Below are 23,822 nucleotides of genomic sequence, written 5' to 3'. Positions count from 1 at the left end.
GGCACCGTCGGCCCCTCCTCGCGCAGCCGCCCCTCCCGGGCCTCCGCGCCTTTGTTGCGGGGGAGTGTCCCCCCGTTACGCCAAGCTGTCCCGCCAGGCCCGGTGCAGGTCCGCGAAGCGGCCCGTACCCGCGACGAGTTCGGCCGGGGTGCCGTCCTCCACGATCCGGCCGTGCTCCATCACCAGGACGCGGTCCGCGATCTCCACGGTGGACAGACGGTGGGCGATCACCACCGCCGTACGGCCCCGCAGCACCGTCGCCATCGCCCGCTGCACCGCCCGCTCGCCGGGGATGTCCAGCGAACTGGTCGCCTCGTCCAGGATCAGCACGGCGGGATCGGCGAGCAACGCCCTCGCGAACGCCACGAGCTGGCGCTGACCGGCCGAGATGCGGCCGCCCCGCTTGCGTACGTCGGTGTCGTAGCCGTCCGGGAGGGAACTGATGAAGTCGTGCGCGCCGATCTCCTTGGCCGCCTGCTCGATCTCCGCGCGGCCGGCCTCCGGACGGCCGAGGGCGATGTTCTCGGCGACCGTGCCGGAGAACAGGAACGCCTCCTGCGTCACCATGACCACCCCGCGCCGCAGTTCGGGCCCCGGCAGGTCGCGCAGGTCGATGCCGTCGAGCAGGACCCGGCCGTCGGTGGGGTCGTAGAAGCGGGCGAGCAGCTTCGCCAGTGTCGACTTGCCCGCGCCGGTCGAGCCGACCACCGCGACGGTCTGCCCGGCGGGGAGCGTCAGGTCGAAACGGGGCAGCACCTCGCCACCGGTGCGGTACGCGAACCGGACCCCGTCGAAGACGACCTCGCGCCCCGGATGCTCCGACCGCCGCTCCGGCAGCTCACGGGGGGACACCGGCTCCGGCACGGACGGGACCTGGGCCAGCAGACCGGCGATCTTCTCCAGCGAGGCCGCCGCCGACTGGTACGCGTTGAGGAACATGCCCAGCCGGTCGATCGGGTCGTACAGGCGCCGCAGATATAGCACCGCCGCCGCCAGCACACCGAGCGCGAGCGTCCCGTCCGCCACCCGGTAGGCGCCCCACAGCACGGCCAGCGCGACCGTCGTGTTGGCGGTCACCCGCGAGCCCACGACATAGCGGGCCATCTCGAGCAGCGCGTCGCCGTTGGTCCGCTCGTGCCGCCGGTTCAGCTCCCGGAACGCGGCGTCGTTGACGGACTCGCGGCGGAAGGCACGCACCGGGCGGATGCCGTTCATCGTCTCGACGAACTTCACGATCACCGCGGCGATCGCCGTCGACCGCAGCCGGAACACCCGGTGCGCCCGCCGCTGGTAGGACCGCACCAGCAGGTACAGCGGCAGGAAGGACGCCACCGCGACGGCGCCGAGCCCCAGGTCCAGCCAGAGCAGCAGCACCGCGATGTAGAGACAGGACACGGCGACCGTCACCAGCTGCTGCAGGCCCTCCTCCAGCAGTTCCCGCAGCGACTCGACGTCCGTGGTGGAGCGGGAGATGAGCCGGCCCGAGGTGTAGCGCTCGTGGAAGTCGACGCTGAGCGCCTGCGCGTGCCGGAAGATCCGGCCGCGCAGATCCAGCAGCACGTCCTGGCTGACCCGCGCGGAGACGCCGATGAACGCGTACTGCAGCGCACCGCCCACCGCCGCGCACAGCAGATACCCCACCGCGACCGCGATCAGCGGCCCGTGGTCGGCGGACCGGAACGCGGGCACGCCCCGGTCGATCGCGTACGCCACCAGCAGCGGGCCCGCCTGCACCGCCGCCTGCTGGAGCAGCAGCAGGACCACCGTGAGCGCGACCCGGCCGCGCATCGGCGTCAGCAGGGAACGCAGCAGGGTGCCGGTGGCGCCCGGGGGAGTGGGCAGGACGTCCCGGTCGAACGGGTCGCCGGTCCCCGGCGTCTGCGGCTCGCCGCTCTTGTCGTCCTTGCCGCCCTTGTCGTCCTTGTCGCGGGCGGGTGCGGTGGGAGCCGCCGTCATCGTTGGTTCTCCTGTTCCGCCTGTTCCGCCTGCCCTGTCACCGGGTCGCCGGACATGAGGTGGGCGTACTCGGCGTTGGTGCGCAGCAGTTCGTGGTGGGTGCCGACCGCCGTGACCCGGCCGCCGGAGAGCAGGGCGACGCGGTCGGCCAGCAGGACCGTGGACGGGCGGTGCGCCACGATCAGGGCCGTGGTGTCCGCGAGCACCCGGCGCAGGGCGGCCTCCACCGCGGCCTCCGTGTGCACGTCCAGCGCGGACAACGGATCGTCCAGCACCAGGAAACCGGGCCGGCCGACCACCGCGCGGGCCAGCGCGAGGCGCTGCCGCTGCCCGCCGGAGAGGCTCAGCCCCTGCTCACCGACCTGGGTCCGGACGCCCTGCGGCAGCGCGTGCACGAAGTCGGCCTGCGCCACCCCGAGCGCCCGCTCCAGTTCGCGCTCCCCGGCGGCGGCCCCGGCGCCCATCAGCACGTTCTCCGCCACCTCGGCCGAGAACAGGGTCGGCTCCTCGAACGCGACGGAGACCCTGCGCCGCAGCTCCTCGCGCGACAGCGCGGTGATGTCCGTGCCGTCGAGGGTGATCCGCCCCGAGGTCGCCTCGTGCAGCCGGGGGACCAGGGCGGTGAGCGTGGTCTTGCCGCTGCCGGTCGCGCCGACCAGGGCCATGGACTCGCCGGGGCGGATGTGCAGGTCGACGCGGTCGAGGACGGGCGGGGAGCCGGGAGGGGCGTCGGGGTAGCGGAAGCCGACACCGTGGAAGCGCAGACCGCCCTCGCCGCCCCCGCCCCCGTCGGGGCCGTCCCGCGTGACGTCGGGTCCCGGCCGCTCCTCCTCGGCGTCCATCACCTCGAAGTACCGCTGGGTCGCCGTGGCCGTCTCCTGGCTCAGCGCCAGCAGGAAGCCGATCGACTCCACGGGCCAGCGCAGGGCGAGGGCCGTCGACAGGAACGCCACCAGGGTGCCCGCGGACAGGTCCCCGTCGGCCACCCGTACGGTCCCCAGCACCAGCGCCCCGCCGATCGCCAGTTCCGGCAGCGTGGTGATGACGGTCATGATCATGGCCAGCAGCCGGGCCTTGCGCAGCTCCGTCCCGCGCAGCTCCTTCGACAGCTCCCGGAACGCCTTCGCCTGACTGCGGTGCCGTCCGAACCCCTTGATGACCCGGATGCCGAGCACGCTCTCCTCGACGACCGTCGTCAGATCGCCCACCTGGTCCTGAGCGAGCCGCGCCGCACTGCTGTACCGCTTCTCGAAGGCCGCGCAGATGACCGCCACCGGCAAGGTGGGAATCAGGATCACCAGCCCCAGAACCCAGTCCTGGACCAGCATGATGATCACGCCGACCAGAATGGTCACCCCGTTGGCCAGCAGGAACACCAGAGGGAAGGCCAGGAACATCCGGACCAGCATCAGATCCGTGGTTCCCCGGGACAGCAACTGACCCGACGGCCACCGGTCGTGGAAGGCCACCGGCAGCCGCTGCAGACGCCGGTACAGGTCCGCCCGCATCCCCGCCTCGACCGCGGCCAGCGGACGCGCCACCAGCCACCGCCGCAGACCGAACAGCAGTGCCTCCGCCAGCCCGAGCAGCAGCAGGTACAGCGCGCCGAGCCACACGCCCGCCGGGTCCCGGTCGGCGACCGGGCCGTCCACGATCCACTTCAGGACCAGCGGGAAGACCAGGGCGACGCAGGAGGCGACCACCGCGACGACGGCGGCGGTCACCAGCCGCGTCCGCGCGGGCCGCACGTACGGCCACAGGCGCAGCAACGAGCGGACGGTGGTGCCGCGTTCGGAGGCCGGGCCGGGCTCGGGGAACGAACCGGGCTCGGAGGCCGAAAGGGGTGCGGAGAGTGGGGGTGTCGTGGCCATCGGCAGCGAGCCTACGGACCGCCCCCGGCGCTGCCCACCGAGTTTTGGCCGGACCCCACTGGTCCGCAGGACCTACGCCCGACGTCCGACCCCGTCGACGCGCCCGCACGCGACCCGCGCCGTACCTCCTCTCCCCCGAAGTCGGACCACTCCATCAGCCGATCGGTTGATGCGGGTCCGAGCGCGTCGGCCGATGTGCGGGGAGCCCGTGCGCGGCGACGCTGATGCCATGCCTGTCATCGAAGTCACCGACCTGCGCAAGTCCTACGGGGGCCGGCCCGTCGTGGACGGTGTCTCCTTCGCCGTGGAGGAGGGCGAGATCTTCGGCGTCCTCGGCCCCAACGGCGCCGGCAAGACGACCACCGTCGAATGCGTCGAGGGCCTGCGCGTCCCCGACTCCGGCCGGGTCCGCGTCACCGGCCTCGACCCCGTCACCGAGCACGACGCGGTCGCCGGCGTGCTCGGCGCCCAGCTCCAGCGGAGCGAACTCCAGGCCAAGCTCACCGTCCGTGAGGCCCTCGAGCTGTACGCCGCCTTCTATCCGCGCCCCGCCGACTGGCGGCCCCTGGCCGAACGTCTCGGGCTCACCCCGCACCTGGACAACCGCTTCGGCAAGCTCTCCGGCGGGCAGAAGCAGCGCCTGTCGATCGCGCTCGCCCTCATCGGCGACCCCCGGATCGTCGTCCTCGACGAACTCACCACCGGCCTGGACCCGCGCGCCCGCCGCGACACCTGGGAACTCATCGAGGACATCCGCGCGGGCGGCGTCACCGTCCTGCTCGTCACCCACTTCATGGAGGAGGCCCAGCGGCTCTGCGACCGGATCGCGGTGATCGACAAGGGCCGGGTGGCCGCCCTGGACACCCCGGCCGGTCTGATCCGCCGCTCGGCGGGAGCCACCGTCATCAGCTTCACGCCCTCCGCCCCCCTGGACGACCGCGACCTGAACGGCCTGCCCGCCCTCGCCTCGATCGAGCACCGGGACGGCCGCGTCACCCTGTCCGGCACGGACGAGACCGTCAACGCCGTCATCACCCTCCTCGCCCGCACCCGTGTCACCGCCCACCAGCTCCGGGTCACCGACGCCACCCTGGACGACGCGTTCCTGGACCTGACGGGGGAGAACGGCGGGACCGGCCCGACGGGCGCGACCGAGCGGGCGAACACCACCGGCCGCCCCGACACCACCGAGGAGGTACCGGCGTGACCAGCCCCGCCCCCCGCGCCGCCGTCCTGAACACCGCCGTCCTGCGGACCGAGATCCGCCTCTTCCGCCGTGAACCCGGTGGAATCTTCTGGGTCCTGCTGTTCCCCACCCTCCTGCTGGCGATCCTCGGTTCCCTCCCCTCCTTCCGCGAGGCCGACCCGTCCTTCGGCGGGCTGCGCCCGGTGGACGCGTACGTTCCGGTCGCCGTGCTGCTCGGCCTGATCGTCGGCGGGGTGCAGGGCATGCCGCAGACCCTCACCGCCTACCGCGAGCACGGCATCCTGCGCCGGATGGCCACCACCCCCGTACGGGCCACCGCACTGCTCGGCGCGCAGATGCTGGTGTACGGCGGGGCCGCCCTGCTCTCGGCGCTGCTCTCGCTCGCCGTCGGCCGGATCGCCTTCGGCGTACCGCTGCCGCGTCAGCCCTTCGGCTACCTCCTCGCACTGCTCCTGGCCGTGACCGCCGCCCTCGCCCTGGGCGCCGTGCTCTCCGCGCTGTCCCGCACGGCGAAGATCGCGGGAGCGGTGGGCTCCGCCGCGCTGTTCCCGGCGATGTTCTGCGCGGGTGTGTGGCTGCCGGTGCAGGCCATGCCGGACCTGCTCGCCGACATCGTCGGCTGGACCCCGTTCGGCGCCGCGGCCGAAGCCCTGAACCAGGCCGCGGCCGGCGACTGGCCCGGCTGGATCCACCTGGCCGTCCTGGCGGCCTGGACGGTGCTGCTGACGGCTGCCGCCACCCGCTGGTTCCGCTGGGAGTGAGGGAGGGGCGGCATGCCCGAGACTGGTGCGATGACGCAGGCGGTGGGCAGCACGCGGGGGACTTCCACGGTCGAGCAGCGGTGGGAACTGTTCCACCGCTGGGGCCCGTACGCCCTGCTCGGCGTCGGCATCGTACTGGCGGCGGGCACCGCCCCGGCGATCGGCATGACCCGCGCGGAGATGCACGCGTCCGGTGGGCTCGTCGGCGCGGCCCTCCTGCTCCAGCTGTGGTGGGGGCGGGCCAGGCGCACCCGCCCGGGACCGTCCCCGGCGGGCACCGCCTACTACCTGCTGCGCTGGGCCATCGGCTTCGGCCTGACCTGGATGAACCCGTTGTTCGCCTTCCAGGCGTCCATCGGCTACTTCGACGTCGACCGGCTGCTGCTGCGACGGCTGGTCGTACCCGGGCTGCTGGCCACCGCGGTCACGGTAGCCGGTTCGCAGAGCGGTGGACTGCCGCCGCAAGACCGGATGGGCTGGATACTCTTCGGGGGCCTCCTGGCCGCCAACGCCGCGCTGGTCTCCCTCCTCGCCCACTTCACCACCCTGGAGGAGGACCGCACTCGTACCCAGGCCGAGACCATCGCCGAACTGGAGCGCACCAACGCCGCGTTGCAGCAGGTCCTCGACGAGAACGCCGCCCTGCACACCCAACTCCTCGTCCAGGCACGGGAGGCGGGCGTCGCCGACGAACGCCGGCGGCTGGCCGCCGAGATCCACGACACCCTCGCCCAGGGCCTCACCGGCATCATCGCCCAGCTCCAGGTGGTGGCGGGCACGACGGACCCCGGCCTGGTCCGGGTCCACGCGGGCCGGGCCACCGACCTGGCCCGCGAGAGCCTCGGCGAGGCCCGCCGCTCCGTGCACAACCTCGCCCCGGTCGCCCTCGACGGGGACGGGCTGCCGCAGGCCCTGGAGAAGACGGTCGCCGAATGGGGCGAACGCACCGGCGCCCGCGCGGACTGCACCGTCACCGGCACCGCCGAACCCCTGCACGAGGAGGTCGCGGCCACGCTGCTGCGGATCGCGCAGGAGGCCCTCTCCAACGCCTCCCGGCACGCCGCGGCCACCCGGGTCGGCGTCACGCTCTCCTACATCGGCGACGAGGTCACCCTCGACATCCGCGACGACGGCCGCGGCTTCGACCCGCGCGTGCGCCCCGCCCGCACCGGCAGCGGCGGCTTCGGCCTCGACGGCATGCGCGCCCGTGCGGAACGCATCGCGGGCTCCCTCACCGTGGAGTCCGAACCCGGCCACGGGACGGCGGTGTCGGCTCGCGTACCGTTGGTGCGCCATGACTGACGCCGACCCCCCGACCGTCTCGGTCCTGATCGTCGACGACCATCCCGTCGTACGGGACGGCCTGCGCGGCATGTTCGAGTCCGCGCCCGGCTTCCGCGTCCTGGGCGAGGCGGCGAACGGCGTCGAGGCGCTGGAGCGGGCCGCCGCCCTCGATCCGGACGTCGTCCTCATGGACCTGCGCATGCCGGGCGGTTCGGGCGTGGACGCCATCCGGGAGCTGACCCGCCGGGGCGCGCGGGCCGAGGTGCTCGTCCTCACCACCTACGACACCGACTCCGACACCCTGCCCGCGATCGAGGCGGGCGCGACCGGCTACCTGCTGAAGGACGCGCCGCGCGAGGAACTGTTCGCGGCCGTACGGGCGGCCGCCGAGGGCCGTACGGTCCTCTCCCCGGCGGTGGCCTCCCGCCTGGTCTCCGCGGTCCGTGCCCCCGCCGCCGCACCGCTGTCCGCGCCCCCGTCCGCGCGGGAACGCGAGGTCCTCGCCCTGGTCGCCCGGGGCACCTCCAACCGCGAGATCGCCCGCGAACTCTTCATCAGCGAGGCGACGGTGAAGACCCACCTCACCCACCTGTACGCCAAACTCGGCGTCAAGGACCGCGCCGCGGCCGTGGCGGTCGCCTACGAGCGCGGCATCCTCGGCCGGCCGGGCGCCGGCTGACGCGGAACCGGCCCGGCCGGCACCCGGGGCCGGTGCCGCGTCAGCCGACGGCCCGCAGCAGCAGCACCGTCCGTCCTCCCACCGTGATCGTCGTGTCCGCCGGGTGGGCCGTGGCCGGCGGGGACTCCTGGTCCTCCCGGCCGGTGTCGACGACCACCTCGTAGCGCCGGGCCCACGGCGGGCCCGGCAGGAGGACGTCCGCCGGTTCGTCACCGGCGTGGAGGATCACGAGGAAGCTGTCGTCGAGGACACGTTCCCCGCGCTCGTCCCGGTCCGGGACGTCCCGGCCGGAGAGGTACATGCCGAGGGTGGCGGTGGGCGCGTACCAGTCCTCCTCGGTCATCTCGGTGCCCCGCGCGGTGAACCAGGCCAGGTCGCGCAGTCCGTCCGCGGAGTGTGCGTGCCCGGAGTAGAAGGTCCGGCGGCGCAGCACCGGATGGCGGCGGCGCAGGGCGATCAGCCGGGACGTGAGGTCGAACAGGGCCCGCCAGCCCGGTTCCGCGAGCAGCTCCCAGTCCACCCAGCCGGTCTCGTTGTCCTGGCAGTAGGCGTTGTTGTTGCCGCGCTGGGTGCGCCCCATCTCGTCACCGGCGACCAGCATCGGCACGCCCGTGGACAGCAGCAGCGTGGCCAGCAGGTTGCGCAGCTGCCGCCGCCGCAGGGCCAGGACGTCCGGGTCGTCGCTCTCGCCCTCGGTGCCGCAGTTCCAGGAACGGTTGTCGTCCGTGCCGTCCCGGTTGCCCTCGCCGTTGGCCTCGTTGTGCTTGCGTTCGTACGACACGAGGTCGCGCAGGGTGAATCCGTCGTGCGCGGTGACGAAGTTGACCGAGGCGTACGGGCGCCGTCCGCCCCAGTCGTAGAGGTCGCTCGAACCGGAGAGCCGGTAGCCGATCTCCCGCAGATTCGCGGCGCCGGGCCGCCAGAAGTCCCGTACGGCGTCCCGGTACCGGTCGTTCCACTCCGACCACAACGGCGGGAACGCCCCCGCCCGGTAGCCGCCGGGGCCCACGTCCCACGGCTCGGCGATCAGTTTCACCCCGCGCAGCACCGGGTCCTGGGCGATCACCGAGAGGAACGGGGCGCTCATGTCGACGTCGCCCCCGTCCCCGGTACGGGCCAGTGCCGCCGCCAGGTCGAAGCGGAAGCCGTCGACGCCCATCTCGGTCACCCAGTAGCGCAGCGAGTCCGTGATCAGGCGCAGCGCCTGCGGCCGGACGACGTCCAGGGTGTTGCCGCAGCCGGTGTAGTCGGCGTACCGGCGGGCGTCGGCCCGCAGCCGGTAGTGGCCGCGGTTGTCGATGCCCTTCAGGGACAGGGTGGGGCCCAGTTCGTTCGCCTCGGCGGTGTGGTTGTACACCACGTCGAGGACGACCTCGATGCCCGCCGCGTGCAGCGCGCGCACCATCCGCTTGAACTCGCCGACCTGCTGCCCGCCCGTCCCGGAGGCCGCGTAACCCGCGTGCGGGGCGAACCAGCCGACGGAGTTGTAGCCCCAGTGGTTGCGCAGCCCCCGCCGCAGCAGATGGTCCTCGTGCGCGAACTGGTGCACCGGCAGCAGCTCCACGGCCGTCACCCCGAGCCGCACCAGATGCCCGATCGCGGCGGGATGGGCCAGCCCCGCGTACGTGCCGCGCAGTTCCCCGGGAATGCCGGGGTGCCGCTGTGTGAACCCCTTGACGTGCAGCTCGTACAGGACCGTGTCCGCCCACGGCGTCCCGGGCCGGCGGTCGTCGGCCCGGTCGTCGGCCTCGTGGACGACGACACCCTTGGGCACGTACGGGGCGGAGTCCCGGTCGTCGCGCACGGTGTCCGCGACATGCTGCTCCGGCCAGTCCCGGACATGCCCGTACACCTGGGGCGGCAGGCCGGACGTGCCGTAGTCGCCGTCCACCGCGCGGGCGTACGGGTCGAGCAGCAGCTTCGCCGGGTTCCAGCGGGCGCCGGTCCACGGATCCCAGCGGCCGTGCACCCGGTAGCCGTAGCGCGTGCCGGGCAGGACACCCGGTACGAAGCCGTGCCAGACCCCCTCCGTCAGCTCGGTGAGCCGGGCGCGGCTCTCCCCGCCGCGCTCGTCGAACAGGCACAGCTCGACGCCCTCGGCGCCCCCCGCCCACAGTGCGAAGCCGGTCCCCGCCACCCCGTCCGGACCGGTGCGGAAGTGGGCACCCAGCGGGGCGGCCGGGCCGGGCCACACCGGCACCGTCGCCGGCGGAGGCGCAGCCGCCCGCACGCCGTTCACGGCGACGGCCGGGCGCCCGTCGCCGGTGACCCGCTCCCCGGTCACCGCCTCCCGCCCGGCCACCGCCTCCTGCTCGGCTGCGCTGGACACCTGTCAGCCTCCCGCGGCTCATCATGGGACGACGGCGGGCAGGGGAGTGCGGCCGCCCGGTCTTTTGGGCGTTCCCCGGCTCCGGCCGCGGCTCCCCGGCGCGTCGTCCTCCCCACAGTTCTGCCCAGAGCGTGCCGCGCACTCACGTTTCCCCGGGGAACGTCAGGGTGCGCCCCGACGTTTCCCGGGGCGCACCCTCGCACCGCCCCGGGGCCGGGGCGGTGCGCGCGTCCCTCCGGGGCACACGCACGCGTCCCTCCGGGGGCGCAGGAGAGAGGGCCGGGCGGAGATGACTGTTCCCCGAGGGGACGCATGGTCGTTTCCCCACGGCGCGCACCGTCGTTGGGCAGCGCGTGAGCCACGTACAAGGACGCGCACGGCGCGCGAGGGCCGCACTGGCCGCCGTAGTGACATGGGCAGGGCTGCTGGCCGGGGTTGTCGGCTGTACCTCGGACGGCCCCATCGCAGGAGCATTCGGCCCCCCGGGGCCCGAGGAGGTGATCCGGGTCGTACCCGCCGACGCCAGCAAGGAGGTGCGCCCCGACCGGGCGCTGAGAGTGCAGGCGTCCGAAGGCCGGCTGGAGTCGGTGAAGGTCGTCCGGTCCCAGGACGCGCGGGAGACCCCGGTCCCCGGCCGGCTCTCCGCCGACGGACAGACCTGGAAGCCCGACGACGAACGGCTCGCGCTGGCCGCGAAGTACACGGTCGACGCCGTCGCCCTGGACGACGCCGGGCGCCGCTCGGCCCGCCGCACCACCTTCACGACGTACGTCCCCGAGCAGCGCTTCATCGGCTACGTCGCACCGGAGGACCGTTCCGTCGTCGGCACGGGGATGATCGTCTCCCTGGCGTTCAACCGAGAGATCGTCCACCGCGCGGCGGTCGAACGCGCCGTCCGCGTCACCTCCCGCCCGGCCGTCGACATCCGCCCGCACTGGTTCGGCAAGGAACGCCTCGACTTCCGGCCCGAGGAGTACTGGAAGCCCGGCACCGAGGTCACCGTCGAGCTGGACCTGCGGGACGTCGAGGGCGCACCCGGCGTCTACGGGCTCCAGCACCGCACGTTCTCGTTCACCGTCGGCCGCGGACAGGTCTCGGTGGTCGACGCGTCCCGGCACACCATGGAGGTGCGACGGGACGGCGAGGTGCTCGCCACGGTGCCGGTCACGGCCGGGGCGCCGAAGACCCCCACGTACAACGGGAAGATGGTGATCACCGAGATGCTCGAGGTCACCCGGATGAACGGCGCGACCGTCGGCTTCACCGACGACGACGGCAAGGGCGAGTACGACATCCCCGACGTCCCGCACGCCATCCGCCTGACCGAATCCGGCACCTTCCTGCACGGCAACTACTGGGCCGACGAGGACGTCTTCGGCGACACCAACGTCAGCCACGGGTGCGTGGGACTGCGCGACGTGAAGGGCGGCGGCGCGGGCACCCCGGCGGGCTGGTTCTTCGACCGCAGTCTCGTCGGCGACGTCGTCGAGGTGGTCAACAGCAAGGACCGGACGGTCGCCCCGGACAACGGCCTCGGCGGCTGGAACATGTCCTGGGAGAAGTGGACGGAGGGCAGCGCCGTGAAGTGAACCCCGACGCCTCGCAGCGCCCCCACGCGCGGATGACCGAAAGGGCGCTTCGGTTGTGCTCCGCGGGCCGTCGGAGTTTGGAACGGAACGGTGACACACCGACCGCCTCCAACCCTCCTGGCCTGTGGTTACTATGCGCCGAGGCGCGCGAGGGGCGTGCGGGGCGCGGGCCGGGCCAGGCCCGCCGAGGGGAGAAAACAAGTGAACGTGGGGCCGATATCGGGGGCGTCGGTTGACGCGCGGAGGCGTGGCGGCAGGAAGCTCGCCGCGCTGGCACTCGGGGTGATGCTGGCGGTCACGGCGTGCGGGGGCGGGGGGACCGGACCGGGTTCCGGGTCCGGCTCGGACGACGGCAAGGCCAAGGACTCCACCGCGGCACAGAGCAAGCAGTCCGAGGCGGTCATAGGCATAGCGCCCGAGGACGGCGCCGAGTCCGTGAAGACCAGCGGCGCGCTCAAGGTCGACGCGGCCAAGGGCAAGCTGACCGAGGTCGTCGTCAAGGACCCGGACGGCGAGAGGATCGACGGGGAGATATCCGGCGACGGCGCCCACTGGACGCCGTCGACCCACCTGGCCGCCTCCACCAAGTACACCGTGCACGCGGTCGCCAAGGACTCCGCCGGCCGCACCGCCGCCGAGGACTCCAGTTTCACCACGCTGACCCCGAAGAACACCTTCGTCGGCACCTTCACTCCCGAGGACGGCTCCAAGGTCGGCGTCGGAATGCCGTTCTCGCTCCGCTTCACCCGGGGCATCACCCACCCCGAGGACGTCGAGAAGGCCATCCGCATCACGACCGAGCCGGCCGTCGAGGTCGAGGGGCACTGGTTCGGCAACGACCGCCTCGACTTCCGCCCCGAGAAGTACTGGAAGGCCGGCACCAAGGTCACCGTCGACCTCAACCTCGACGGCGTCGAGGGCCGCCCCGGCGTCTACGGCGAGCAGGCCAGGACCGTCTCCTTCACCATCGGCCGCAGCCAGGTCTCCGTCGTCGACGCCAAGAAGCTCACCATGAAGGTCGAGCGGGACGGCAAGGTCATCAAGACGATCCCGGTCACCACCGGCGCCCCCGGCACCGAGACGTGGAACGGCCGGATGGTCATCAGCGAGCGGCTCGCGGTCACCCGGATGAACGGCGAGACGGTCGGGTTCGGCGGCGAGTACGACATCAAGGACGTCCCGCACGCCATGCGCCTGAGCACGTCGGGCACCTTCATCCACGGCAACTACTGGGGCGGCGGCGCCTTCGGCAACTACAACGCCAGCCACGGCTGCATCGGCCTGCGCGACACCCGCGGCGGCTGGGACAAGAAGGCGCCGGGTTCCTGGTTCTTCGAGAACTCCATGATCGGTGACGTGGTCGTCGTGAAGAACTCCAACGACGCCACCATCGCCCCGGACAACGGCCTCAACGGCTGGAACATGTCCTGGGAGAAGTGGAAGGCCTGACAGCGCGACCCTGCACGACGTACGCGGCCCCGGTGCGAGGTACGGCACCGGGGCCGTCGGCGTCGGCCGCCGTGCTGTGTCTGTCCGGGGGCAGCCACCGGGCCCCCGGCCGAGTGTGATCGACCGCACCGGCCCGATTGCCGTTGGTCGCCGTGCTGTGTCTGTCCGGGGGCAACCCCCGGGCCCCCGGCCGGATGTGATCGACCGCACCGGCCCGATTGCCGTTAGTCGCCGTTAACCTGCTGTCATGACCGTACATCTCGAAGTCGCCGAGGGCGTCGGCACGCTGCGCCTGGACCGCCCGCCCATGAACGCGCTGGACGTCGCCACACAGGACCGGCTGAAGGAACTCGCCGAGGAGATCACGCGCCGCGAGGACGTGCGCGCCGTCGTGATGTACGGCGGCGAGAAGGTGTTCGCGGCGGGCGCGGACATCAAGGAGATGCAGGCCATGGACCACACCGCGATGGTCCTGCGCGCCCGCGCCCTCCAGGACTCCTTCACGGCCGTGGCCCGCATCCCCAAACCGGTGGTGGCGGCGGTGACCGGTTACGCGCTCGGCGGCGGATGCGAGCTCGCGCTCTGCGCGGACTTCCGCATCGCCGGGGAGAACGCCAAGCTGGGCCAGCCCGAGATCCTGCTCGGCCTGATCCCGGGGGCCGGCGGCACCCAGCGCCTGGCCCGCCTCATCGGCCCGTCGAGGGCGAAGGACCTCATCTTCACGGGCCGTCAGGTGAAGGCCGACGAGGCGCTGGCGCTGGGTCTGGTGGACCGTGTGGTGCCCGCCGCCGAGGTCTACGAGCAGGCGCACGCGTGGGCCGCGAAGCTCGCGAAGGGGCCTGCGATCGCTCTGCGCGCGGCCAAGGAGGCGGTCGACACCGGTCTGGAGACCGACATCGACACCGGCCTCGCCGTCGAACGCAACTGGTTCGCGGGCCTGTTCGCCACCGAGGACCGTGAGCGGGGGATGCGCAGCTTCGTGGAGGACGGCCCCGGCAAGGCGAAGTTCCTCTGAACCCTCCTCCGAGGGGTTGCAATTGACGCGATGTCTGATCCAGGTCCCTCGATAGGGCGGTTTATGGGAGCCTTGACGCGCCCTTAAGCCTGTCGTGTCGAGGGAGCCTGTCGATTGCCGCACAGCGAGCCGTTCCCGCAGGCCGTACGAGCCGCCGGTACCCCCGAAGCGTCAGGGGCATATGCCAGTGGCCCGTCCTGTGGCGGGGGCGTGCGGGGGGCGCATTCCGATGGAACGGCCCCGGACGTCCCGTCGGACGTCCATGATGGGGGCATGGCGGGGCTGGATGGCAGGGAACAGCCGCGGGGAGACGGAGGTGCGACCGCGTCGCGCTGGTCGCCGACGGTCGAGGACGAACACGCGCAGAAGGCGCTGGAGTTGTTCGGCGACCCGTCACAGGCCGAGGTCCCGCTGCCGTCTCGTCCGGAGTCCGCGGCCACCGCCCGCCGGCTCACCCAGGTCGTGGTCCTGCGCCACTGGGGCCTCGGGGCGGCGAACACCGAGGACGCCGTCCTCCTCGTCTCCGAACTCGTCGGCAACGCGGTGCGCCACACCGGTGCCCGCGTCTTCGGTCTCCGGCTGCGCCGCCGCCCCCGCTGGATCCGCGTGGAGGTCCGCGACCCGTCCCGCGGCCTGCCCTGCCTCATGCCGGTCCAGGAACTGGACGTCAGCGGGCGTGGTCTCTTCCTCGTCGACACCCTCGCCGACCGCTGGGGCGTCGACCTCCTGCCCCGGGGCAAGACGACCTGGTTCGAAATGCGCGTCACCGACCGCTGAACCGTCCTGGCCTCCGAGCCCCTGCCCTCTGCTCCCTGCCCGCTGTCCCCCGGCCCCGCGGGCGGTTGCCCTCAGGCGCCGCCCGCCCACTCCTCGAGGGCGGCGCGGTCGGGGAAGTCGGCGAGGTTGGTGTCCACGGGATCGTCGGTGTACTGGTGGAAGCGCCACTTCGCCTTGATGCGGGGCTCGCCCGCGGTGACGTAGTCGGCGATCCACAGCCCGTCGCCCGCGTAGGACGTCGTGTCGACGTTCAGCCAGAAGTCCCGGTTGCAGTACAGGATCACCCGGTGCTCCGGGCGCAGTTCCTTGACCTTCCGGATGAACCTGTCCTTCTCCGCGTTGCTCGCGCGGGTGCCCTCGCCGGTCGTCTCCCAGTCGACGGCGAGGATGTCGCCCTGCCGCTCGGGCGCCTCGGAGACGAAGTGCTCCGCCTGCGCCGTCAGGTCACCCGGCCACAGGAAGTGGTAGAAGCCGACGACCAGCCCGGCCTCGCGGGCCCGCTCCGTCTGGGCGGACAGCTTGGGGTTGACGTACGAACTGCCCTCCGTCGCCTTGACGAAGGCGAAGGACAGCCCGTCCGTGTCGTAGGACGAGGACTGGTACGAACTCACATCGATGCCGCGCAGCATGAGGTCTCCCTGAAGTGCTGGTGAGGGGAAGGGAATCGGAGGAGCCGGAGGAGCGGGAAGGGTCGAACGGATCCTTCCTCTGGTGGATCACCGCCTCCACCGTGGCACGGGACGCCCGCGAAGGTAGTGCACACATCAACTTCTCACCGTTGTGGGGGCCGGTCGCCCGACCTCCCACGCCACACCGGTGCCCGGAGCACCTCCGATGTCTTCTGTCCGTCGTGTACTGGTTACCTTGCACGAGTGAACTGACCGCAGAACGTCGTGGAGTTCGAGCGGGCCGCCGCGGAGGCCCGCCGCCTCGCCGACGAGGGGCCAACTGGGAGCAGCGCTGGGAGACGCCGGCGGGAGAGGTCTTCCCGCCCCTCCTGGCGCACGCCTTCGACCTGCGGGTCGACGTGGTGTGGTCGCTCCCGTCGGGTGCCCGGCGGGCCAGCGGTGCGGAGCCCGGCAACGCCTTGCGCCAGACGTCGGCGTCGCCCCGTACTCCCGGGCCCGTCGCACGGCTACGGCAGCCCGGACCGGACGCCCGCCTTCGACCGGGACGGTGCCCAGCGCCAGTGGCTCGCGCAGCGGGTGACGGCCGCGGATCTGCCCGCGGCCCCACCGCGTCTCGCGGACGGCGACACCGTCAGCACGGACGAACTGAAGGCCGCCGGGGCACTGACCGCCCGGCGGGACGTCGAGGCGCAGCTGAGCGGCGGCAGCCTCAAGGCGGGCGACAGCGAACTGCAACCGTTCGAACAGGTACGGCTGTTGATGGTGCGACCGGGGCCGTGGCCACCGGAGCTCGACGCCGTGGCGGCCGCGGTGGCGCGGCGGCTGTGGCACGCGGCGTCCGAGGACTTCGCGAACGCGGCCCAGGCACCGAACGCGGCCTGGGCGTGGGACACCGCCATCGGCCTGGTACTGCCTCCGGAGGAGTACCCGGTACTGGCGGACTCCCGGTACGCGGCGGAGGAGTACCGCGCGGCGGTGCGCCGGATCGCCCACGAGCTGGTGAGGGCGGGAATGGATCCCCGTGCGGTCGTCCGCCTGGCGGATCGGCTCCGGCGGGACCTGGGACTCGCATCCAGGTACTGACCCGACCGCGCCGGGGCCCGGCTCACCGCGCCCGGCTCACCCGTCGCACCAGCCGTGGGTCTTGCCGAACTGCAGCAGCCCGCGGCGCGCCTGGAGGATCTGTTCGCCGGTCAGCGTCGGCGCGGCGGACAGCAGGACCTCCGTGACCTCCTGGAGGTACTCCTCGGCGGTGAGCACGTCGCACAGCGGGTCGTCGCCGTCCGGCTGCCTGCCCGCACCGGCGGAGGACACCGGGCCGGCCCCCTGGGCCAGCCGCACGCCCGAGGCCTTCAGCCCTCGGTCGCCCTCCTCGATCTCGAACTCCACGGTGACCCCGGGACGCAGCTGATGCTCCGGAATCCGCACGTCGTTGACGTGGAGGAAGACGTCCTCCCCGCCGTGCTCCGGAGCGATGAACCCGTAACCCCGCACGGCGTCGAACCGCACCACACGACCAGCAACCATTGTTTCCAACCCCCAACAGAACACCGGACCCCAGGCCCGGACCCCATGCCCGGAACGGAACCCGACCAGCCAGGACAACATACGCCGTCCGCCGCGCGCCGGCCCCTCAGCACTCGATGATGTTCACCGCCAGCCCGCCCCGCGCGGTCTCCTTGTACTTGACGGACATGTCGGCGCCGGTGTCCTTCATGGTCTTGATGACCTTGTCCAGGGACACCTTGTGCGAGCCGTCGCCGCGCATCGCCATCCGCGCGGCGGTGACCGCCTTCACCGCGGCCATGCCGTTGCGCTCGATGCACGGGATCTGGACCAGGCCGCCGACCGGGTCGCAGGTCAGGCCGAGGTTGTGCTCCATGCCGATCTCGGCGGCGTTCTCGACCTGCTCCGGTGAGCCGCCCATCACCTCGGCGAGGGCGCCCGCCGCCATCGAGCAGGCGGAGCCGACCTCGCCCTGGCAGCCGACCTCGGCGCCGGAGATGGACGCGTTCTCCTTGAACAGCATGCCGATCGCACCGGCCGCCAGCAGGAAGCGGACCACACCGTCCTCGTCGGCACCGGGGACGAAGTTCATGTAGTAGTGCAGGACGGCGGGGATGATGCCGGCCGCGCCGTTGGTCGGGGCGGTGACGACCCGGCCGCCCCCGGCGTTCTCCTCGTTCACGGCCATCGCGTAGAGGGTGATCCACTCCATGGCGAGGGCCTTCGCATCGCCCTCCGCGCGCAGCTTGCGTGCCGTGTTCGCGGCGCGCCGGCGCACCTTCAGGCCACCCGGCAGGATGCCCTCGCGGGACATGCCGCGCGCCACGCACGCCTGCATCACCCGCCAGATCTCCAGCAGGCCCTCGCGGACCTCCTCCTCGGTCCGCCAGGCACGCTCGTTCTCCAGCATCAGCGCGGAGATCGACAGGCCCGTCTCCCGGGTCAGGCGCAGCAGCTCGTCGCCCGTGCGGAACGGGTACTTCAGGACCGTGTCGTTGAGCTTGATGCGGTCCGCGCCCACCGCCTCCTCGTCGACGACGAAGCCGCCGCCCACCGAGTAGTACGTCTTCGACAGCACCTCGGCGCCGGACGCGTCGTACGTCCACAGGGTCATGCCGTTCGCGTGGTACGGAAGCGTCTTGCGGCGGTGCAGCACCAGGTCGTCGTCGAAGGAGAACGCGATCTCGTGCGTGTCGAGCAGCCGCAGACGGCCCGAGGCCTTGATCTTCTCCACCCGTTCGTCGGCCGTCTCCACGTCCACCGTGCGGGGCGAGGCGCCCTCCAGGCCGAGCAGCACCGCCTTGGGCGTGCCGTGCCCGTGGCCGGTGGCGCCGAGCGACCCGTACAGCTCCGCGCGGACCGAGGCGACCGAGTCCAGCAGCTCCTCGTTGCGCAGCCGCCGGGAGAACATGCGGGCGGCCCGCATCGGGCCGACCGTGTGCGAGCTGGACGGCCCGATGCCGATCGAGAACAGGTCGAAGACCGAGAGGGCCACGGAAGGACTCCTAGGGGTTCGGCGGACGCCGCTGTCCGCCGGGGGGTGGTTCGCGGTGATACGGATGCCGGGAACGGGACGGTGTTCACAAGGGGTGCACGATGCGGGGCATCGCGCCCACTGACCCAGTGTGCGCGATGCCCCGGACGGTCGTACGAATCAAAGCGTACGAAATTACTTCAGACCGGGGTACAGCGGATGCTTCTCCGCGAGAGCCGTCACCCGTGCCCGGAGCGCCTCGGCGTCGGTGGCCTCGAAGGGAGAGGGCGCCTTCAGCGCCTCGGCGATCACGTCCGCCACCTCGGTGAAGTCCTCGGTGTCGAAACCGCGGGTGGCCAGGGCGGGCGTGCCGATCCGCAGACCCGAGGTGACCATCGGCGGCCGCGGGTCGTTCGGTACCGCGTTGCGGTTGACGGTGATGCCGACCTCGTGGAGCCGGTCCTCCGCCTGCTGCCCGTCCAGCTCGGACGCGCGCAGGTCGACCAGGACCAGGTGCACGTCCGTACCGCCGGAGAGCACGTCCACGCCCACCGCCTTGACGTCGTCCTTCGTCAGACGCTCGGCCAGGATGCGGGAGCCCTCCAGGGTGCGGCGCTGGCGGTCCTTGAACTCCTCGGACGCGGCGATCTTGAAGGCCACCGCCTTGGCCGCGACCACATGCTCCAGCGGGCCGCCCTGCTGGCCGGGGAAGACCGCGGAGTTGATCTTCTTGGCCAGCTCGGCCGTGGAGAGGATCACACCGCCGCGCGGACCGCCGAGGGTCTTGTGCGTGGTCGTGGTGACGACGTGGGCGTGCGGGACCGGGTTCGGGTGCAGGCCCGCCGCGACCAGACCGGCGAAGTGCGCCATGTCGACCATCAGGTACGCGCCGACCTCGTCCGCGATCCGGCGGAACTCGGCGAAGTCGAGCTGCCGCGGGTATGCCGACCAGCCGGCGACGATCAGCTTCGGCCTGCTCTCCTTGGCCAGCCGCTCGACCTCGGCCATGTCGACCCGGCCGTCGTCGCCCACGTGGTAGGCGACCACGTCGTAGAGCTTGCCGGAGAAGTTGATCTTCATGCCGTGGGTCAGGTGCCCGCCGTGCGCGAGGTTCAGGCCCATGATCGTGTCACCGGGCTTGAGCAGCGCGAACATCGCGGCGGCGTTGGCCTGCGCGCCCGAGTGCGGCTGCACGTTGGCGTGCTCGGCGCCGAACAGCTCCTTGACCCGGTCGATGGCGATCTGCTCGATCACGTCGACGTGCTCGCAGCCGCCGTAGTAGCGGCGGCCGGGGTAGCCCTCGGCGTACTTGTTGGTGAGGACCGTGCCCTGGGCCTCCATGACCGCGACCGGGGCGAAGTTCTCCGAGGCGATCATCTCGAGGGTGGACTGCTGGCGGTGCAGCTCGGCATCGACCGCCGCGGCGACGTCCGGGTCGAGCTCGTGCAGCGGGGTGTTCAGAAGCGACATGCGGTTACGGCCTCCTCAGCCCTGGATGAAGGCGTCGTACTCGGCGGCGGAGAGCAGGTCGGCCGGCTCGTCGGTGACCCGCACCTTGAACAGCCAGCCGCCCTCGAAGGGGGCCGAGTTCACCAGCGAGGGGTCGTTCACCACGTCCTCGTTGACCTCGGTGACCTCGCCGGTGACCGGGCAGTACAGGTCGCTGACCGACTTGGTCGACTCCAGTTCGCCGCACGTCTCGCCCGCGGTCACGGTGTCACCGACCTCGGGGAGCTGGACGAACACGACGTCGCCGAGCGCGTTGGCCGCGTGCTCGGTGATGCCGATGGCCGACACACCGTCCTCGGCGGCCGACAGCCACTCGTGCTCCTTGCTGTAACGCAGCTGCTGGGGGTTGCTCATGGCCTGGATTCTCCTGTACGCGGTGGACTTGCTGATGACTCGGAAACTACGGGAAGTACGGGACATGCGCGTGAGCGGGCACGGCCTGCCCTGCTTCACCCGTGTGAGGCCCTGGAGGCGCTGGAGGTCCTTACGCCGACGTGCGAGGACCTGGAAAGCCGTCCCGGGGGCGTCCTGCGGCGGTACTACTTCTGCCGCTTGTAGAACGGCAGCGCCACGACCTCGTACGGCTCGTGGCTGCCGCGGATGTCCACACCGACACCCGCCGTGCCCGGCACCGCGTACGCCGCGTCGACGTACGCCATCGCGATCGGCCGGCCCAGCGTCGGGGAGGGCGCACCGGAGGTGACCTCGCCGATCACCTCGCCGCCGGCGACCACCGCGTACCCGGCGCGCGGGACCCGGCGGCCCTCGGCGGCCAGGCCGACCAGGGTGCGGGGCGGGGTTCGCTCGGCGCGGGCGGCGGCCTCGGTCAGGGCGGCGCGGCCCACGAAGTCGCCCTCCTTCTCGAACTTCACCACCCGGCCGAACCCGGCGTCGAACGGTGTCAGGGAGGCGCTCAGCTCATGGCCGTACAGCGGCATGCCGGCCTCCAGGCGCAGCGTGTCCCGGCAGGACAGCCCGCACGGGATCAGACCGGCGCCCTCGCCCGCCCCGGTCAGCGCCTGCCACAGCTCCACCGCGTGCTCCGGCTTCACGAACAGCTCGAAGCCGTCCTCGCCGGTGTAGCCGGTACGGGCGATGAGGGCGGGGACGCCCGCGACCGTGCCGGGCTGCCCGGCGTAGTACTTCAGACCGTCGAGGTCGGTGTCGGTCAGGGACTGCAGGATGCCGGAGGACTCGGGGCCCTGCACCGCGAGCAGCGCGTACGCGTCGCGGTCGTCACGGACCTCGGCGTCGAAGCCGGCCGACCGCTCCACTAGCGCGTCCAGCACCACCTGGGCGTTGGAGGCGTTCGCGACGACCAGGTAGCGGGGGGACCCGGCCCCGGTGTCGTCGAGCCGGTAGACGATCAGGTCGTCCAGGATGCCGCCGTCCTCGCGGCAGATCATGGTGTAGCGGGCGCGGCCGGTCTTGACGGTCCCGATGTTGCCGACCAGCGCGTGATCGAGGAACCGGGACGCCTGCGGGCCGGTGACGGTGATCTCGCCCATGTGGGAGAGGTCGAAGAGACCGGCCCGCGTCCGCACGGCGTTGTGCTCGTCGCGTTCGGAGCCGTAGCGCAGGGGCATGTCCCAGCCGGCGAAATCGGTCATCGTGGCACCGAGCGAACGATGCAGGGCGTCGAGCGCGGTCCGGCGGAGTTCGGTACTGCTCATCGGTCGGTCTCCCAAGGCAGGACAGGCGAGGTCTTTCCTCCCCATCTGTCATCGGAACCTGAGAGGTTCGCCCTGACCGCCCGCGCAGGGGACGACCACGGCTTGCACCTTGGGTGGAGCCACCGGCGACGCGCGCGGGGCCCGCTTTTCAGATGTGCCTCGCCCACGCGGTAACGGTGCCTGAGAGATTCAAGGGAGGGACTTGCTCCTTCGGCGCCCCGGCGGCAACGGTGCCGGGGACTCTCCCGCGCGGATTCAAACGGCCGGTATGCAGTTGGCGCGCTCATCATTGCACGCATCGCGGGGCCGCGGCAGGGGGACCCTTCTGGGAGGAGCGCAGGGTGTTCGGGTGTTCACGCGCGGCTGTGACAGGCCTGTATCGGGAAAGGGACGGAAACCAGGGGCGCCCGGCGTTACCGTCTCTTTACACTCGGCGGGGAGGGGTTCCGGTACCTGGTCACAGGGCCGGACAGCCCCCAGGGGAGGACTCACGGTGAACAAGGCCACGGCGTACGCCGCCACCACGGGCGTCGCGCCGCCCGAGCAGCAGGCCCCCTCGGGCCGGGAGGCGTGCGGCACCCTGCCCGCGCCTGTCGTCCGCGACCTGCGCGAGCGCGCCGGCCACAGCCCGCACGTCCTGCTCTTCGGCCCCCGCGACCTCGTCGTGGTCACCGGACTGCCCGGCAGCGGCAAGTCCACCCTCATGCGGCGCGCGGCGCACGGCACCCTCGTCGACTCGCAGGACACCCGCGACCGCTGGGACCGCGGCATGCCGCGCCTCCTGCCGTACGCGGTGTACCGGCCCCTGGTCCGCCTCGCCCACTACGCCGGACTGCGGCGCGCCCTGCGCACCGGCGAGGGAGTCGTCGTCCACGACTGCGGCACGCAGGCCTGGGTGCGCCGCTGGCTGGCCCGGGAGGCCCGCCGCCGGGGCGCGGAGCTGCATCTGCTGCTGCTCGACGTCTCCCCGGAGCAGGCCCTGGACGGCCAGCGCGAGCGCGGCCGCGGGGTCTCCCGGTACGCCTTCCGGCGCCACCGCACCGCCATCGACCGGCTGCTGGCGTCCGTGACGCGCGGCGACCTGCCCGCGGGCTGCGGCTCGGCCGTCCTGGCCGACCGCGACGCGGCGAACGCGCTGCACCGCATCGACTTCGCGGACTGACCGACCGCCCGGCGACCGCACGGGCGACCGCACGGGCGGCGGGCCGACCGCCGTACGGGCGGACCGCCGGGCCCGGCAGCGGTTAGCCTTTCAGCCACAGCAGTGGTTCCAGGCAGGCGGTAGGCAGATGGACTTCCCGGCGGGCTTCTCCGCGGACTTCCCGGCACAGACTCACCCCCACCCGCACGGCGGATGGCCCGGCAACGAGCTGGAGGAGGTGCTCTCCGCCTCCCTCGGCGTCCCCTCGGGCGACGGCCGGATCATCGAGGTACTGGGCCGGAGCTACGTGTGGATACCGCTGCCCAACGGCGGCGGACCGGACAGCGGCCCGCTGGACCTGCCCACGATGGAGATCGAGGGCCAGGCGTACGTCCCGGTCTTCAGCTCCGAGGAACAGTTCCGTCAGGTGGTCGGCTCCCACATGTCGTTCACCGTCGCGCCCGCGGTGGAGTTCGCGCGCGGTCTGCCGCCGCAGGCCGGGATCGCCGTGAACCCCGGGGGAGTGGTCGGCGTCCCGCTGCCGCCGCCCGCCGTCGCCGCCCTGTGCCGCGCCGGACGCGGCCCGCTGGACGGCCCCGCGAGCGGCGGCCGGGTCAAGCTGTTCGAACCCGACTGGCAGGACGACCCGGTGGACTTCCTCGCCGCCGCCTCCACGGAGTTCGAGGCCCTCGGCATCGTCTCCACCGCCCGCCGCTGCCTCGCCGAGATCGAGACGGCCGAACCGGTGCTGTTCGTCGGCGTCGAACTGTCTCCCGCCGAACTGACCCGTACGGAGGGCGACCTGAGGGCCGCGCCGATGGACGCGCTGGGCCGCGCCCTGGGCCGGGTGCCGGTGAAGTGGCCCGTCAACCTGGTCCTCCTGGACGTGGCCCAGGACCCGGTCGGCCAGTGGATGCGCGACCGCGTCCGCCCCTTCTGCCAGTGGACGCGCTGAGAGGGCCGCGACGCCGCC

At 72.4% G+C, this 23,822-nt stretch carries 20 protein-coding genes and 1 riboswitch; of the genes, 11 read left to right on the top strand and 9 right to left on the bottom strand.

The window, feature by feature from the left end:
• Positions 1 to 75: 75 nt before the first annotated feature.
• Positions 76 to 1,956, bottom strand: coding sequence for an ABC transporter ATP-binding protein (locus ACIF80_RS35715; protein WP_399812701.1), 1,881 nt, complete (start codon positions 1,954 to 1,956; stop codon positions 76 to 78).
• Positions 1,953 to 3,827: an ABC transporter ATP-binding protein gene (locus ACIF80_RS35710; protein WP_399812698.1), complete on the bottom strand. Its 1,875-nt coding sequence runs from the start codon at positions 3,825 to 3,827 to the stop codon at positions 1,953 to 1,955. The genes ACIF80_RS35715 and ACIF80_RS35710 overlap by 4 nt, the downstream gene beginning before the upstream one ends.
• 229 nt (positions 3,828 to 4,056) lie before the next feature.
• On the opposite strand from ACIF80_RS35710, the gene ACIF80_RS35705 reads away from it, so the two are divergent.
• From ACIF80_RS35705 to ACIF80_RS35690, 4 genes are read left to right on the top strand one after another with little or no spacing between them, the layout of a single operon-like run.
• Positions 4,057 to 5,034 carry an ABC transporter ATP-binding protein gene (locus ACIF80_RS35705; protein ID WP_399812695.1) on the top strand — a complete coding sequence of 326 codons (978 nt, stop codon included), beginning with the start codon at positions 4,057 to 4,059 and terminating at the stop codon, positions 5,032 to 5,034.
• A 26-nt stretch (positions 5,035 to 5,060) separates the two neighbouring features.
• On the top strand, positions 5,061 to 5,795 hold the full coding sequence (locus tag ACIF80_RS35700) for an ABC transporter permease (protein ID WP_399812729.1): 735 nt from the start codon (positions 5,061 to 5,063) through the stop codon (positions 5,793 to 5,795).
• A gap of 12 nt (positions 5,796 to 5,807) precedes the next feature.
• A complete protein-coding gene (locus tag ACIF80_RS35695; RefSeq protein WP_399812692.1) occupies positions 5,808 to 7,097 on the top strand; it encodes a sensor histidine kinase in 1,290 nt (429 codons plus the stop codon).
• A complete protein-coding gene (locus tag ACIF80_RS35690; RefSeq protein WP_399812689.1) occupies positions 7,090 to 7,758 on the top strand; it encodes a response regulator in 669 nt (222 codons plus the stop codon). The genes ACIF80_RS35695 and ACIF80_RS35690 overlap by 8 nt, the downstream gene beginning before the upstream one ends.
• A gap of 40 nt (positions 7,759 to 7,798) precedes the next feature.
• Here the strand turns inward: ACIF80_RS35690 and glgX are convergent, their stop codons facing one another.
• On the bottom strand, positions 7,799 to 10,087 hold the full coding sequence (glgX, locus tag ACIF80_RS35685) for a glycogen debranching protein GlgX (protein WP_399812687.1): 2,289 nt from the start codon (positions 10,085 to 10,087) through the stop codon (positions 7,799 to 7,801).
• Positions 10,088 to 10,440: 353 nt separating this feature from the next.
• On the opposite strand from glgX, the gene ACIF80_RS35680 reads away from it, so the two are divergent.
• The 4 genes from ACIF80_RS35680 to ACIF80_RS35665 all read left to right on the top strand — a co-directional run bounded on the left by ACIF80_RS35680 (position 10,441) and on the right by ACIF80_RS35665 (position 14,917).
• The gene (locus ACIF80_RS35680; protein ID WP_399812684.1) at positions 10,441 to 11,676 is read left to right on the top strand and encodes an Ig-like domain-containing protein; all 1,236 of its coding nucleotides are present in this window, start codon (positions 10,441 to 10,443) and stop codon (positions 11,674 to 11,676) included.
• Positions 11,677 to 11,877: 201 nt separating this feature from the next.
• On the top strand, positions 11,878 to 13,125 hold the full coding sequence (locus ACIF80_RS35675; RefSeq protein WP_399812682.1) for an Ig-like domain-containing protein: 1,248 nt from the start codon (positions 11,878 to 11,880) through the stop codon (positions 13,123 to 13,125).
• Between the two features lie 247 nt (positions 13,126 to 13,372).
• Positions 13,373 to 14,140, top strand: coding sequence for an enoyl-CoA hydratase/isomerase family protein (locus tag ACIF80_RS35670; protein ID WP_399812679.1), 768 nt, complete (start codon positions 13,373 to 13,375; stop codon positions 14,138 to 14,140).
• A gap of 273 nt (positions 14,141 to 14,413) precedes the next feature.
• Positions 14,414 to 14,917 (top strand): ATP-binding protein, encoded by a 504-nt coding sequence (locus tag ACIF80_RS35665; protein ID WP_399812677.1) that lies wholly within the window; start codon positions 14,414 to 14,416, stop codon positions 14,915 to 14,917.
• 71 nt (positions 14,918 to 14,988) lie between these two features.
• On the opposite strand, the gene ACIF80_RS35660 is transcribed toward ACIF80_RS35665, so the two are convergent.
• Entirely contained in the window at positions 14,989 to 15,546 is a 558-nt protein-coding gene (locus tag ACIF80_RS35660) for a glycoside hydrolase family 25 protein (protein ID WP_399812674.1), read from the bottom strand.
• Positions 15,547 to 16,122: 576 nt separating this feature from the next.
• Between ACIF80_RS35660 and ACIF80_RS35655 the strand changes: the two genes are divergently transcribed.
• Entirely contained in the window at positions 16,123 to 16,629 is a 507-nt protein-coding gene (locus ACIF80_RS35655) for a hypothetical protein (RefSeq protein WP_399812671.1), read from the top strand.
• Between the two features lie 36 nt (positions 16,630 to 16,665).
• Here ACIF80_RS35655 and ACIF80_RS35650 read toward each other — a convergent pair whose 3' ends face one another.
• The 5 genes from ACIF80_RS35650 to gcvT form a co-directional block, all read right to left on the bottom strand.
• Positions 16,666 to 17,073: a cold-shock protein gene (locus ACIF80_RS35650; RefSeq protein WP_399812668.1), complete on the bottom strand. Its 408-nt coding sequence runs from the start codon at positions 17,071 to 17,073 to the stop codon at positions 16,666 to 16,668.
• A gap of 106 nt (positions 17,074 to 17,179) precedes the next feature.
• Positions 17,180 to 18,547 carry an L-serine ammonia-lyase gene (locus ACIF80_RS35645; RefSeq protein ID WP_399812665.1) on the bottom strand — a complete coding sequence of 456 codons (1,368 nt, stop codon included), beginning with the start codon at positions 18,545 to 18,547 and terminating at the stop codon, positions 17,180 to 17,182.
• Positions 18,548 to 18,721: 174 nt separating this feature from the next.
• Complete coding sequence (gene glyA / locus ACIF80_RS35640) at positions 18,722 to 19,996, bottom strand: serine hydroxymethyltransferase (RefSeq protein WP_399812662.1); 1,275 nt, start codon at positions 19,994 to 19,996, stop codon at positions 18,722 to 18,724.
• A 15-nt stretch (positions 19,997 to 20,011) separates the two neighbouring features.
• Positions 20,012 to 20,389 carry a glycine cleavage system protein GcvH gene (gcvH, locus tag ACIF80_RS35635; protein ID WP_355896791.1) on the bottom strand — a complete coding sequence of 126 codons (378 nt, stop codon included), beginning with the start codon at positions 20,387 to 20,389 and terminating at the stop codon, positions 20,012 to 20,014.
• Between the two features lie 185 nt (positions 20,390 to 20,574).
• On the bottom strand, positions 20,575 to 21,708 hold the full coding sequence (gcvT, locus tag ACIF80_RS35630; protein ID WP_399812659.1) for a glycine cleavage system aminomethyltransferase GcvT: 1,134 nt from the start codon (positions 21,706 to 21,708) through the stop codon (positions 20,575 to 20,577).
• Between the two features lie 158 nt (positions 21,709 to 21,866).
• A riboswitch (glycine riboswitch) is annotated at positions 21,867 to 21,966 on the bottom strand.
• A gap of 235 nt (positions 21,967 to 22,201) precedes the next feature.
• Here gcvT and ACIF80_RS35625 point away from each other — a divergent pair.
• Both ACIF80_RS35625 and ACIF80_RS35620 read left to right on the top strand, forming a co-directional pair.
• Positions 22,202 to 22,870 carry an AAA family ATPase gene (locus ACIF80_RS35625; protein WP_399812656.1) on the top strand — a complete coding sequence of 223 codons (669 nt, stop codon included), beginning with the start codon at positions 22,202 to 22,204 and terminating at the stop codon, positions 22,868 to 22,870.
• Positions 22,871 to 22,997: 127 nt separating this feature from the next.
• Entirely contained in the window at positions 22,998 to 23,804 is an 807-nt protein-coding gene (locus ACIF80_RS35620) for an enhanced serine sensitivity protein SseB (RefSeq protein WP_399812653.1), read from the top strand.
• Positions 23,805 to 23,822: the final 18 nt, after the last annotated feature.

The organism is Streptomyces sp. NPDC085927 (genome assembly GCF_044540975.1).
Taxonomy (GTDB): Bacteria; Actinomycetota; Actinomycetes; order Streptomycetales; family Streptomycetaceae; genus Streptomyces; species Streptomyces hirsutus.
This window is presented reverse-complemented; position numbering and strand designations above follow the sequence as displayed.